The following is a 12,996-nucleotide window of genomic DNA, read 5'->3' as shown; positions in this document are numbered from 1 at the left end:
TGAGCTCAATCATAAAACTGACTAAAGCTTGATCAAATTCCGATATACTCCGCCCCCCTCTTTTCACGCCAGGCTGGCGCTGCGCTGTTTCCATGAAGCTGATCGTCAAGGTTTTCCCCGAAATCACCATCAAGAGCCCACCGGTACGCAAGGGCTTCATTCGCCAGCTGGCGAAGAACATCCGTACCGTGCTGCGCGACCTCGATCCCGAACTGCGGGTGGAGGGGGTGTGGGACAACGTCGAGGTGGAAACCGCGCTCAGTGACTCCAAGACCTTGCAGCAGATGATCGAGCGCTTGCGCTGCACGCCAGGCATTGCGCATTGCCTCGAGGTGCACGAGTACCCATTGGGTGAACTCGATGACATCGTTGCCAAGTGCAAGGCGCACTATGCCGACCGTTTGCCTGGCAAGATCTTCGCCGTGCGCTGCAAGCGTGCCGGCAAGCATCCGTTCAGTTCGATGGATGTCGAGCGCCATGTCGGTAGCGAGCTTCGCGTTCAGTGTGGTGCTGCCGGTATCTCGTTGAAGGCGCCTGAGATCGAAGTGCGCATGGAAATTCGCGACCAGCGCCTGTTCGTCGTGCATGCACAGCACGACGGTATAGGCGGCTACCCGCTGGGCGCGCTTGAGCAGACGCTGGTGCTGATGTCCGGTGGTTTCGATTCCACCGTGGCGGCCTACCAGATGATGCGTCGCGGCCTGATGACCCATTTCTGCTTCTTCAATCTGGGTGGCCGCGCCCATGAGTTGGGCGTGATGGAAGTGGCCCACTATTTATGGAAGAAGTACGGCAGCTCCCACCGCGTGCTGTTTATCAGCGTGCCGTTCGAGGAAGTCGTCGGGGAAATTCTGGAGAAGGTCGATAACAGCCAGATGGGCGTCGTGCTCAAGCGGATGATGCTGCGTGTCTCGACCCAGATTGCCGAACGCCTCCATATCGATGCACTGGTTACCGGCGAAGCCATCTCCCAGGTTTCCAGCCAGACCCTGCCGAATCTTTCGGTGATTGATTCGGCCACCGACATGCTGGTGCTGCGCCCGCTGATCGCCAGTCACAAGCAGGACATCATCGACACCGCATTCGAGATCGGCACGGCCGAGTTTGCCAAGAACATGCCCGAGTATTGCGGCGTGATCTCGGTGAATCCGACGACCAAAGCCAAGCGCTATCGGGTCGAGCACGAAGAAAAGCAGTTCGACATGACCATTCTCGAGCGCGCCCTGGCCAACGCGCGCCAGGTTGCGATCGATCGAGTCATCGACGAGCTGGGTCAGGATCTGCAAGTTGAGGAAGTCGCCGAAGCCAGTGCAGGTCAGGTGGTGATCGACATTCGTCATCCCGACCTCAGCGAAGACGAACCTCTGCAATTGCAGGGTATCGAAGTGCAAACGATGCCGTTCTATGCGATCAACAACCGCTTCAAGGAGCTGGATGACAACCGCCAGTACCTGCTGTACTGCGATAAAGGTGTCATGAGCCGCCTGCATGCTCATCATTTGCTGAGCGAGGGGCATGTCAATGTGCGCGTTTATCGTCCGAGCTAAACAGCCCGGCCTGCTGGGCGGCAGTATCCGCCACCGCCCTCCCGACCCGTTTGGCGGCCGAACGGCCGCGACTCGTCGTTAACGAATCTGCCCCTACCTTCATCCAATTTTTCGCGTTGGACCGCTCGATGCTTTTGCTGAGTAGCCCGACCCAACTACGAGACCACTACTGTGATCGATAACCTTCGTAACATCGCCATCATTGCTCACGTTGACCATGGCAAAACCACCCTAGTCGACAAGCTCCTGCGTCAGTCCGGCACCCTGGAGCGCGGCGAGCTCAACGACGAGCGCGTGATGGACAGCAACGACCAGGAAAAAGAGCGCGGCATCACCATCCTGGCCAAGAACACCGCCATTCGTTGGAACGACTACCGCATCAACATCGTCGACACCCCCGGCCACGCAGACTTCGGTGGTGAAGTAGAGCGCGTTATGTCGATGGTCGACTCCGTGCTGCTGCTGGTCGACGCTCAAGATGGCCCGATGCCGCAAACTCGTTTCGTGACCAAGAAGGCCTTCGAAGCCGGTCTGCGTCCGATCGTGGTGATCAACAAGGTCGACCGTCCGGGCGCGCGCCCTGATTGGGTGCTGGACCAGATCTTCGACCTGTTCGACAACCTCGGCGCCACCGAAGAGCAGCTGGACTTCCAGGTCGTCTACGCCTCGGCTCTGAACGGCATCGCCGGTCTGGATCACACCGACATGGCCGAAGACATGACCCCGCTGTACCAGGCCATCGTCGATCACGTACCTGCTCCGAAGGTAGATATCGACGGCCCGTTCCAGATGCAGATTTCCGCTCTGGACTACAACAGCTTCCTCGGCATCATCGGCGTTGGTCGTATCGCCCGTGGTCGCGTCAAGCCGAACACCCCAGTTACCGCCATCGACATGCATGGCAAGAAGCGTAACGGCCGTATCCTCAAGCTCATGGGTCACCACGGTCTGCACCGTGTCGACGTCGAAGAAGCCACTGCCGGAGACATCGTCTGCGTCAGCGGTATGGATGAACTGTTCATCTCCGACACCTTGTGCGACCAGAACAACGTCGAAGCGATGAAGCCGCTGACCGTCGACGAGCCAACCGTTTCCATGACCTTCCAGGTCAATGATTCGCCGTTCTGCGGTAAGGAAGGCAAGTTCGTCACCAGCCGTAACATCAAGGACCGTCTCGACAAGGAGCTGTTGTACAACGTAGCCCTGCGCGTCGAGGAAGGCGAGTCGGCCGACAAGTTCAAGGTCTCCGGACGTGGTGAGCTGCACCTGTCGGTACTGATCGAGAACATGCGTCGCGAAGGCTTCGAAATGGGCGTTGGCCGCCCGGAAGTGATCATCCGTGATGTCGATGGCGCCAAGCACGAGCCGTTCGAGAACGTCACTATCGACATCCCTGAAGAAGCTCAGGGCAAAGTCATGGAAGAGATGGGCCTGCGTAAGGGTGACCTGAGCAACATGGTTCCGGATGGCAAGGGCCGTGTCCGCCTTGAATACAACATCCCGGCCCGCGGTCTGATCGGTTTCCGTAACCACTTCCTGACCATCACCAACGGTGCAGGCATCCTGACCTCCATCTTCGACCGTTATGACGTGATGAAGTCCGGTCACATGTCCGGCCGTCAGAACGGCGTACTGGTATCGATCGATACCGGCAAGGCGCTGACCTACTCCCTTGAAACCCTGCAGGCGCGCGGCAAGCTGTTCGTCGAGCACGGTCAGGAAATCTACAACGGTCAGATCGTCGGCCTGAACAGCCGTGACAACGACATGGGCGTAAACCCAACCAAAGGCAAGAAGCTCGACAACATGCGCGCTTCGGGCAAGGACGAAACCATCGCCCTGGTCCCGCCGGTCCGCTTCACGCTTGAGCAGGCTCTGGAATTCATTCAGGACGACGAGCTATGCGAAGTGACCCCGAAGTCGATCCGTCTTCGCAAGAAGATCCTCGACGAAGGCGAGCGTAACCGCGCTGCGAAGAAAGCTAAGGCTTGATTCCCGCTTAGCTGCAACGAAAAGGCGCCTTCGGGCGCCTTTTTGCTGTCTGTTGTTTGAGCAATACAGGCTTTCCTGTTTCGACCCCGTTTCAGTGAGGGGCATTTGGGCCGCTGAGGTCCTCAACCCAGCCATCTCGGTCGGGTGCCGCCCCGGTTGATTTGTCGCCCTCCCTTCCAAGCGCGCAGGCCACGCGACCAGCTGCATCAAGACCGGACCGTGATGCTTTTCTCACGCCGCACCGAGGCGCCGCCCGGCCTCCCGCTACCTTGCTAATCTCCGCCTCTGACCTGAAGGGGCAAGGACGCATGACATTTCGCGTAGTACTGACGGGGCGGCCCATCCAAGGCTGACATCAAAACGGTCGTCTTGCCTTGGATTCCGTAGCACTACAGAGCCTCTTTAATAGCTCTGCTCGCCTTTTTGACTTGGTCGACGACCGATAATTTACAAGTCATCGCGTAGTCCTGTTGGCTACGCCTTTTGCTGCTTCCATCGCATCCTCCTGAAAAGCAGGTCAGAAGGTGTAAACCCTATTCAGGACGGGACAGGGCCAAACAATAATCTCTCCCTTTCCGTGGCTGTGAACCGCTGTGAAATCTGCCAGATTTTGCGAAATGCTGTGGCGCCACTTCACAGTGGCCAATGGCCGGGTGGTAGGGTCAGGTGCGTATGACTAGTCATTGTGGTGTGTCTAACCTCTACAGGAAGCAGAGCCTATGTCCACAGTAACCCCCACCAAAGGCAATACAACGCCTCAGAACACCTCTACCTCACTGTTCGACGACAAGTTGAACATCGCCAAGTCGAGCAAGATCATTGCCGACTATCTTCGGCAGGAAGGCAAATCCGCAATCACCGGGCAGGAGCTGGCGAAGCTGGCCGAGAACGGATCGGGCAAGGTCCCGGCAGAGGTCTCGGTCGCGGCCCAGTATCTGCAGCGCTACCCGGACGTCTTCACCGCTATAGAGACCCATGATGTCGCCGGGGCGGACAGCCTGTCTGGCGTCTGGAACTTCGACTGGGCTGCTGACGGCGGCTTGAACGGTACCTCGACCGAAGCCATTGCGAAGATGCAGGACGTGTTCGATTTCGCCATCGAGAAGTCCGCAAGGATCACCGAAATCACCACCGCTAAGAAGTCCGAGCTGGATTCGACCAAGCAGCGCGCGAGTAATTGACGTTGCACGCTGCTCGTTCTTAACGGCCCGGCTCGAGTTGCTCGGTAATCCGAGCTGGGGCTATTGGGCTAGGCGCATCACAAGGTCAAGGTAAACCGCGACAGCAACGCACCCGGCAGCGCCATCGAGCCGGTTTGCCGTGCGCCATAGGTGCCGTTGGGCAGCAGCAGCTCCGGCTCGCGGGTCAGGGCTTGCAGATTCGGGCCGAGGAAATCGAACAGCGAATCGTCGAAGCGCATAGTGTTGACCGGCGCCTGGATGCGGCCATCCTCGACCCAGAAGGTAGCGAAGCGGGTCATCCCGGTCAGGCGTCCGGCCGGCAGGTCGGAGAAGTTGCCGTACCAGAGGTTGCCAATGTACAGCCCGGTACCGAGGCGCTGGAGAATCTCACGCTCGTCCAGTTCACCGCCATGCATGCGCAGCGACAGGGGGTATTCGCCACTCCCTGCACCGTTGGCGAGCAGCCCGTATTCGGCGGCGCTGCGTGAGCTGACCAGGCGCTCAACCGGTTGGCCTGCGCTCAACAGCCGCAACGGCTGGCGCGGCCCCTCAGGGGTGAAGGCCGGCGCAAGCCCACCTTCGATACGTTCTTCCAACGCTACCTTCTCGCTCAGGCTAGCGCTGCCGGCGAACAACCGCTGCAACGGGCTGCTGCCGGTGGCCAGCGCCTGGGCGGAAAAACCCCAGGCGAACAGGCTGAACAATTCTTCCAGCGCCACGGGCGTGAGGTACGCGCGGTATGCGCCGGGTTTCAGCTGATGGGCGGGCTTGCCCAGATGCTCGAGCTGCTCCCGGGCAAAGGCCAATTTGCTGGCGAAGGCCTGCGCATCCCAGCGCTCACCGGCATAGCAGCTTTTCACCGCCTGACCGTTTTCATGGAACAGGCTGAATTCGAAATTGAAGCTGCTCGCTGCATGCCAGCCGAACGCGCCCCAGGAACTGGCAAAACCCTGGTACTGCGGGCCCGCAGCATAGAATCCGACCAGATCCAGCCCGGCCGACGCCTCGACAGTCTGCGCGATGGCGGCGGCGCTGTTCTGCGTCGTATCGCCGGCCGCGGTTTCACTGCGCCACGCCTCGCGATTCAGGCGCAGGTACGGATCATCGGCCAGGGTCGGCAACACCGCTCGCAGGCGCTGCACCGCCTGGTCGAGCCGCAGCTGGTCATCCTCGCTCACCCCGCTGAGTGCCAGCTCGAACTCGCCGTGCCGCTCGCCCTGATACAGCGCCAGGGTGGCGTATGCCTGCTGCACCTGGCCGGCCTGGCGCACGCGGGCATGGTTGAAGCGAATGAAGTCCGAGGCCTCGGACTGATATTCCAGCGTAAAACCTTCGCCAGCCTGTATCTGGTTCTCAAGGTGGGCGAGCAGCACCTCGAAGTGTCGACGTGCGTCCATCAGGCGGCCCCTCCAAATACATCGATATCGGCGAACACGCAGGCCGGCGTGGCATGGCCGACGCGGATCACCTGATTGGGTTCGCCCTTGCCGCAATACGGCGTGCCCAGCACTTCGAAGGTACTGGCATCACCGACGGCTTTGAGGTTGCGCCAGAACCGCGCGGAGATGCCGCGGTAGTTGGGGTTTTTCACCACACCCTTGAGTTCGCCGTTCTCGATCAGCTGGCCCCACTCGCAACCGAACTGGAATTTGTTGCGCGCGTCGTCGATTGACCAGGAGCGGTTGTTGCTCATCAGAATGCCGCGCTCGACGTCGCCGATCAGCTCGCCCAGCGGTTTCGTGCCGGGCTCGATATTAAGGTTGGCCATGCGGTCGAGGGTCGGCCGGTTCCAACTGCAGGCGCGGCTGTTGGCCACACCATCCAGGCCGCTGCGCCATTGCGACAGCGCGCCACCGAGCGGTCGCTGCAGAATGCCCTCGCGGATCAGGTAGTCGCGCTGCGCCGGGGTGCCGTCGTCGTCATGGCTGTAGCTGGCCAGCTCGCCCGGCACTGTCGGGTCGAAGGTCACGTTGAGCAACGGCGAGCCGTAGCGGTACTGGCCGAAATCTTCCTGACGGATAAAGCTGGTGCCGGCGAAATTGCGCTCGTCGCCGAGGATGCGATCCAGCTCCAGCGGATGGCCAATGGACTCGTGGATCTGCAGGATCATCTGATCCGGCATCAGCAGCAGGTCACGGTGGCCGCTCGGCGTGTTGGGCGCCAGCAACAGCTGCAGCGCCTCGTCGGCGATACGTGTAGCGGTGCCGACCAACCCCAGTTGATCGATCACCTCGGCGCCGCCCTGGCGAGCCATATGAGTGCCGCCAAAACTGCGGCTCTGGCTGTCGGCGCCGTCGCTGGCGGTCACGCCCAGTTGTGGGAACACGTAGTGCTGGGCACGGCGCAACCGGGCGCCGTCGCTGTTGAGGTAGATCTGCTCGGTGGCGGTGAAGGTCAGTCCAGCGTACCAGTCCACCAGGCGTTCATCCCTCGGCACCCGAGCGGACTCCGCCGCGAGTAGTTCATACCAGTGAGCTGGGCTGGCCAGCGATCGCTCGTAGCCCGGCATGACATCGTCGGCCTGCTCCTGGGGCACCGGCAGCGCGTGCACATCGAGCAGGTTGCGACCCGCCAGTTGGCGGGCGAGCTGCTCGGCCTTGTCGAGTGCCGCTTGCAGCCCGGCCTGGCTGAGATCACTGGTCGCTGCATAGGCTTCCACGCCAGCGATATGCACGCTGAGCATGGCGCCGGCATCGTCGCTGAACGACGGCGCCAGCGCGACGTTGCGGCGCACCCGGTAGCGCTCGGTGGTTTCCTGCACATGGCGCAGCGACCAGAAGTCTGCTGTCGAGTGCAAGGCGGTGAAGCGGCGTTGCAGTGTTTCGCTGAAGGCGAACATCGGACTCCCCGGGCTTACGGCAATGATGGGAGTATGGGAACAACATCGCGAGCGGATCAACCGCGGGGAGTGTGGCAGTGCTCGGCATGCGCAGCGAGTGCTCCATTAGTGAGGGAGAAGAAGGCCGATCTCATTCGTGAGGCAAGCGAAGCATCATCAGGCAAAACGCTTATCGTACATCTACGTAGGGTGGCCTTCAGCCCACCAGCTTGACGCCCATCGGTACACATTCGGCAATCATCAAGGCTCATTCGCTCGCCCGCTGACTTGGCGAAACCGCCGATCTGGGTGGTCGCGTAATCCTGAGAACGGAGCATGAAGTTGAATATCAATGGACCCTGGTCTGGCAGCGAAGATATCGCGCAAGTGCAGCGCTTTAACCGAAAGCTTGCCCGCTTGCCGCGCTTTCGAATCCGCAACCGCATCACGCCTCGTTTAATTCAGGCCTTATTGCGAGCCAGCCAGATCGGCGGGGGGAATAAGTTGCGCAAGCATGGGCTTGAGGCTGAAAGCCGTGTGGTTGGCATGCCCGGTGCGCCCGTGGCAGTACGGATAATCAGGCCGAGGGGAAAAGCCAAAGGCGTGGTGCTGGACATCCACGGCGGCGGATGGGTGATTGGCAATGCCCAGATGAATGATGATATGAACATTGCCATCGTCGACGCGTGCAGCGTCACGGTCGTCTCGGTCGATTATCGGCTGGCCGTGTCGACGCCTGTTGAAGGGCTGATGGAGGACTGCCTGTCTGCGGCGCGTTGGCTACTGAGCGACAGCTGTGAAGAGTTCGCGGGTCTACCCGTGATCGTCGTGGGTGAGTCGGCCGGCGGGCATCTTGCCGCCGCCACCTTGCTTGCGCTAAAGCGCTGGCCGGACCTGCTTCAGCGGGTGCGGGGCACGGTTCTGTATTACGGCGTCTACGATCTGACGGGAACGGCGAGCGTTCGTACGGCACCGCCTGAAACACTGGTGCTGGATGGTCCGGGAATGGTCGAGGCGTTTCGCATGCTCACGCCAGACTTGACCGATCAGGAACGCCAGCAGCCACCCTTGTCACCGCTGTATGGGGATTTTGAGGGTTTGCCTCCGGCGCTTATGTTTGCTGGTGAACTGGACCCTCTCCGAGACGACACCCTCGAGATCGCTGCTCGGTGGAACACATCGGCGCCTGTCGAGGTGCACCTGCTGCCTCATTGCCCGCATGGGTTCATTCATTTTCCGACCAAGACGGCCGCGCACGTTCTTGCATACAGTAGGGCGTGGATATCGAGGCGACTTGGTGAAACGGCCGATTGGGACGAAGCTGAAATCAGGAACTCACTGCGGGATACCGGACAGTTATAAATAAAAATCGCCTGAGCGCTTTCGGCTAGGCCAACTAATGAAGGGTTGACTGCTCGTGCGAGTTGGCCTGAGATTAGCTAGAAGGTGCGTTCGGGTACGCCGTGGGAGAGCCGTAAAAGTCTAGCGTCGTACAAACAGACACCAGCTTGCTTGCCTGCTCTTACGATATCGAGCTGAATCCGGTACGTGAGCGAATGTTGATTTATTCAACATGATGCTACTTTGCTAATCGTGACATAACCCTCATGGGCACTAGTCTCTTCTTTCCAATATTTTCCATTTTTGAAAAATACTTGTGGTAGTAAGGTTTCGCCTCCTCTTGAAGTCCTTTCTCCCAAAGGACGTCAGCTAAATTCAGCATGAGTACAGTGCGTTCAGGCGATATTTCTTCTAGGTTTCGAAGCACGCAAAGAGCTAGATCAAACTCGCTCGCTTCAGCTAATGCATAACCGATGTCGTTATAGATCGAAATGTTGCGTTCAGCGGATGGGGGCTTTCTGATTATTTCCTCAACGTGTGTATTAGAGACGTAAGTTCTGATCGCTTCATAGTCGCGGCTTGCCAGCCTGGTAAGAATTATTTGGTGAATAAGTTTTGGGGAGTCAATTTTTCCATCTTTCAGCTTTTGTTTGGCCAGTTCGCTTGTTGGGTAAAAGTAATATTGCCTTTGTTTTTCTTCCGCGGTTCCCTCGTAGCCAGAGATAAGATGCTCAAGCGTTTCCATTCTTTCGATTGATTCAGAAGCCTCCTTAAGCACGTAGCTGATATATTGCGTTCCTTTTAATCCTAAACCACTGTGGTCCAGGTCATAAGCGCAGGTAATAACTAACGCATTAGGCCCGTCGGGTAACGCGAGCGAGTAGGAACTACTAAGCGACGGTTCTCCTCCCTCCGGCTCGCATCGCACTGGAATGGTCATGCGTTGCCCATCTTCCTTAAGCAATTCAGCTAGTAAGGCCTTTTCTTCGCCACCGGTAGCGGTGTAAGAAAAGTGTATCTCATGGCTTCCTAAGAAACTTGGTGATAAGTGCTTGAATAGCTCTTCGGCTACAGAGGTATTAACGATGAGGATCGAAATTATTAGTGACTTAAGAAAGTTCATATCTCAGAAAGTCCCCGGAGCGATTCGAAGAGCTCGACGCGTTCGGGTAGTCCGATAGTCCCGCCGTTCACGATTGTGGAAACGTCCGCGACGTGAGCGGTGATATTAGCCTCAGTCCTTGCGCTGTAAGACTTCAGTATTTTCTTATTCAAATCATTCATTTCCCACCAGACAAAGGCGGACTCAATTCCATATTCAAGGTTGCTGGTAACCAAGTCTGGATTGCTCACAAAATCTTGGTGGTCCTGTGCGTTTTTTTCATTATGTATTCGAGTATAGGCGATGTAGTTGTTTTTGCCGGTAAGCTGAATAATCCCTCGGCCACGGTACTTGTATCCGTCGCGGCTTTCTTCATCACCGTTACCATTTCGGCCAGCGTAAACATAGTTGCCTAGGCTTTCTGCGTTTCTCTCGTATTTGGCAGCTTCTGTCCATAGCTTTGGCCTTAGCCTAGGGGATATTTTGCAGTCGTCCGTGCTCGCGTCGTAACCTCGTATATTGTTCTTGCAACCAAATACTTCGCGCATACGCTTGGCAGAATAGCTCAAGTTTTCTGATCTCACTTTGAAGCCGCTTTCATGGCCGACTTGAGATAGAAAGTTAGCAATAAGTAGCGGCGTATCTATCTTGTATGATATTGCGTATTTATTGAGGTGCGGGAGTATGGATTCAGCGTAATCGTCAGTGATGCTAGGGCTCGCAGTCTGGAGCATTTTGAGAGTAATGAGCTCTTTGCGTTTCGTTTGAAAGAGGATTGTTAACAACTGAGGCTGTACATGCCAAGCCTTACCATCCCCACCGAACCCGTGTTCTTCGGCTAGATCGCTCCACCAGCTTAGCTTCTCGATTCGCTGCTTTTCCGTTTGCCAGATCAGATTCGGCGTTCCAGGTTCTTCCTCCAGTAACGGATCAAGCTCATCCCATTTACTTTTTTCCCAGAACCATTCGCTTTCATATCTGGTGATCAGCTGACCGAGCAGCTGTGTCTGCCAAGGTTTGGCTAGGGCAGCACGGATTTCCCGGCAGCTCAGTTTGCCGTTCTTATCTGTATCGATGATGTCATGCAACCGGGCGAGCGTCAGGATGGGGCCACCGTCTGCCTTGTTGATCTGAGCGCGGTAGTTTTGCTGTTGTTCCGCGCTCAGCAAGCCTCTGGCATTGAAGGCGTAGGCGAGTTTTTCGACGGGCGTCCCGGTTTCCTCGACGCATTGGAAGCCTTCCCACTCCCAAGGACTGTGACGAGTAGTGATCAGCTCCTGCTCGGCGAGCCAGCCGTCGATAGGGTTACCGTTAGCGTCGGCGAACAGGCCGTCCAGCCGCCACCAGTGCATTGTGTTGTCAGCGCCATCCTTGACCTGGATTTTTCTCGAAGCGGGGAGTCCATCCAGTAAGGACTGCGGAGTGATCAGGTCGACGCCGATCTGCGTGCCATTGTCGTCCAATTTGGGTGGGTTTTCGGCATTGATATCGTCCCGGTGCGGAATCAGTTTGCTTGCGCCTTTGTAGACCTTGAGTAGGGTTTTCTGATCGTCTGGCAAGCGGCTGGCCCAGGCTCGGCTCCGGGCAATGAACGCAGGCATATCGTCGCAGCTGAATAGTTCGACATGGACCATGTTCTGAGCGGCGCTGTCGTGGTTCTGGTACAAGCCGGGATAGCCAATAAGGTCGCCTGCCTTGATCGGCAACCCTTTCTCAAGGACGACGACTTTTCCGTATTCCGCTGGCTCGTTCTGCGGCTTGAGCAAAGCGGTGGATAACCATCTCGTCAAGACGACGGCAAAGAGGTAACAGAAGGGGCGCCTGTGCGCCCAGATGCTCAGCGAGGCAGGCCTCCAGGCTTCGGAGCTCATGAGCGATCTGCGCAAAAAGGGGAAGTTGTTCACCCATGGGCACGTGATCAGCTAGAACCTGCTCCATGCGTGGAACCAGCCAGTTGATTGCCGCGGCGCGCGTGCGAGCCTTCCTAGGATGTATCTCTTCCCAGTGCTCTCTGCAAAAGTAGCTGAGCATGGCGACACCGGCGTGGAGCCCGCTGAATGAGTCGCACTGATACACGCTCCAGGTGAGCCAGGCTGCTATCCGCAGATCTTTCGTCTGGGTGGTTAGCAGACGCTCACTGGCGTCGCGCACTAACTCCCAGTCCACCGCGCTTGCAGCATGCACCGAGGCAGCTTTGCCAAGCTCCTGTTCGATCAGCTCGTACTCGGCAGAATAGCGAGCATCTTCCCCTGCGAAGGATGCCGGTGTGATCTGGGATCTCGCTACCGCTGAATAATGAGCTGCTAGCTTGGTAGAGAATGTCATTCCATGACTCATCTGTTCCTGGAGCAGCATGACCACTCAGCAGGGCGCTTCATGCGCTCGATATTGCGTCGTGCTTGCCTGCACGCTTGAGGTGCGCATCCTATGCGCGGTGTTAGGAGCTGACTGTGAAGTGGTTTACAACTAAAGCCGCATGGGCTGATCTGTGCGCTTCTAACGGCCAAAGATGAGCACTGGTTAACTACTCTCGTGCAGCTGGCGCGGAACCTTTCGCGTGAAGCAGGGTATAGGAGCGCCATTTGCAATGGGCTGGGCAGGAATTGGTATGGATTGTTTTAGCGCCTTCTATATATAAGGGAAGAAGTGGGCGATCTATCTCTAAAAAACCGTTGACGTGAGTTTTCCAGTGCCTATAATGCGCACCTTCTCCGGCGCAGGCCTTGAGCGAAACCTCTTGTAAATCAAGAAGTTAGCGAAATTTAAGGCTTGCACGGATGGCAAATTCGAGTAGAATGCGCCGGGCTGACAGGGTGGTGGTTTGGCACTGTTGGTGGCTCTGGTCAGGTTGATCGGAAGCGGTTGAAAGAGGTGGTTGACAGCGGTGTTTGACGCTGTATGATTCGCCTCCCGCTGACGATAGACGCTAGGTTGGCCGGAAGCGCAAGCGGTTGAGAAGAAAGAAAAACTTCTTCAAAAACAACTTGACGAGACACAAGGCTGCTGTAGAATGCT

General features: G+C 57.5%; 8 protein-coding genes and 2 pseudogenes. 5 read left to right on the top strand and 5 right to left on the bottom strand.

The window, feature by feature from the left end; translation table 11 throughout:
- Nucleotides 1–92 precede the first annotated feature (92 nt).
- From thiI to NA619_RS18110, 3 genes are all read left to right on the top strand, one after another.
- Nucleotides 93–1,547 (top strand): tRNA uracil 4-sulfurtransferase ThiI, encoded by a 1,455-nt coding sequence (gene thiI, locus NA619_RS18120; RefSeq protein ID WP_255963195.1) that lies wholly within the window; start codon nucleotides 93–95, stop codon nucleotides 1,545–1,547.
- 171 nt (nucleotides 1,548–1,718) lie between these two features.
- The gene (typA, locus tag NA619_RS18115; RefSeq protein WP_255963194.1) at nucleotides 1,719–3,539 is read left to right on the top strand and encodes a translational GTPase TypA; all 1,821 of its coding nucleotides are present in this window, start codon (nucleotides 1,719–1,721) and stop codon (nucleotides 3,537–3,539) included.
- Nucleotides 3,540–4,258: 719 nt separating this feature from the next.
- Entirely contained in the window at nucleotides 4,259–4,720 is a 462-nt protein-coding gene (locus NA619_RS18110; protein WP_255963307.1) for a hypothetical protein, read from the top strand.
- 77 nt (nucleotides 4,721–4,797) lie between these two features.
- Here NA619_RS18110 and NA619_RS18105 read toward each other — a convergent pair whose 3' ends face one another.
- Together NA619_RS18105 and NA619_RS18100 are read right to left on the bottom strand one after the other, a co-directional pair.
- Nucleotides 4,798–6,117: a TldD/PmbA family protein gene (locus NA619_RS18105; protein ID WP_255963193.1), complete on the bottom strand. Its 1,320-nt coding sequence runs from the start codon at nucleotides 6,115–6,117 to the stop codon at nucleotides 4,798–4,800.
- Nucleotides 6,117–7,559, bottom strand: coding sequence for a TldD/PmbA family protein (locus NA619_RS18100; RefSeq protein WP_255963192.1), 1,443 nt, complete (start codon nucleotides 7,557–7,559; stop codon nucleotides 6,117–6,119). The genes NA619_RS18105 and NA619_RS18100 overlap by 1 nt, the downstream gene beginning before the upstream one ends.
- 315 nt (nucleotides 7,560–7,874) lie before the next feature.
- Between NA619_RS18100 and NA619_RS18095 the strand changes: the two genes are divergently transcribed.
- Together NA619_RS18095 and NA619_RS18090 are read left to right on the top strand one after the other, a co-directional pair.
- On the top strand, nucleotides 7,875–8,900 hold the full coding sequence (locus NA619_RS18095; RefSeq protein WP_255963191.1) for an alpha/beta hydrolase: 1,026 nt from the start codon (nucleotides 7,875–7,877) through the stop codon (nucleotides 8,898–8,900).
- A gap of 87 nt (nucleotides 8,901–8,987) precedes the next feature.
- A pseudogene (locus NA619_RS18090) lies at nucleotides 8,988–9,100 on the top strand (transposase); the annotation flags it as partial.
- A gap of 17 nt (nucleotides 9,101–9,117) precedes the next feature.
- Here NA619_RS18090 and NA619_RS18085 read toward each other — a convergent pair.
- From NA619_RS18085 to NA619_RS18075, 3 genes and pseudogenes are all read right to left on the bottom strand, one after another.
- A complete protein-coding gene (locus NA619_RS18085) occupies nucleotides 9,118–10,002 on the bottom strand; it encodes a tetratricopeptide repeat protein (RefSeq protein WP_255963190.1) in 885 nt (294 codons plus the stop codon).
- Nucleotides 9,999–11,753 (bottom strand): annotated as a pseudogene (locus tag NA619_RS18080) (hypothetical protein); the annotation flags it as partial. The gene NA619_RS18085 and the pseudogene NA619_RS18080, both read right to left, overlap by 4 nt.
- The gene (locus NA619_RS18075) at nucleotides 11,695–12,306 is read right to left on the bottom strand and encodes a type VI secretion system ImpA family N-terminal domain-containing protein (protein ID WP_255963301.1); all 612 of its coding nucleotides are present in this window, start codon (nucleotides 12,304–12,306) and stop codon (nucleotides 11,695–11,697) included. The pseudogene NA619_RS18080 and the gene NA619_RS18075, both read right to left, overlap by 59 nt.
- Between the last annotated feature and the right edge of the window lie 690 nt (nucleotides 12,307–12,996).

Origin of the sequence: Stutzerimonas stutzeri, from assembly GCF_024448895.1 — a bacterium.
Classification (GTDB): Bacteria; Pseudomonadota; Gammaproteobacteria; order Pseudomonadales; family Pseudomonadaceae; genus Stutzerimonas; species Stutzerimonas stutzeri_Q.
The sequence above is the reverse complement of the archived record's forward strand: the minus strand, read 5'-3'. Positions and strand labels throughout refer to the sequence as shown.

Excerpts from the sequence above, each read along its gene's own strand:
- thiI (WP_255963195.1), top strand. The coding sequence starts at position 93 with ATGAAGCTGATCGTCAAGGTTTTCCCCGAAATCACCATCAAGAGCCCA.
- NA619_RS18110 (WP_255963307.1), top strand. The coding sequence starts at position 4,259 with ATGTCCACAGTAACCCCCACCAAAGGCAATACAACGCCTCAGAACACC.
- NA619_RS18105 (WP_255963193.1), bottom strand. The coding sequence starts at position 6,117 with ATGGACGCACGTCGACACTTCGAGGTGCTGCTCGCCCACCTTGAGAAC.
- NA619_RS18100 (WP_255963192.1), bottom strand. The coding sequence starts at position 7,559 with ATGTTCGCCTTCAGCGAAACACTGCAACGCCGCTTCACCGCCTTGCAC.
- NA619_RS18095 (WP_255963191.1), top strand. The coding sequence starts at position 7,875 with ATGAAGTTGAATATCAATGGACCCTGGTCTGGCAGCGAAGATATCGCG.
- NA619_RS18085 (WP_255963190.1), bottom strand. The coding sequence starts at position 10,002 with ATGAACTTTCTTAAGTCACTAATAATTTCGATCCTCATCGTTAATACC.
- NA619_RS18075 (WP_255963301.1), bottom strand. The coding sequence starts at position 12,306 with ATGACATTCTCTACCAAGCTAGCAGCTCATTATTCAGCGGTAGCGAGA.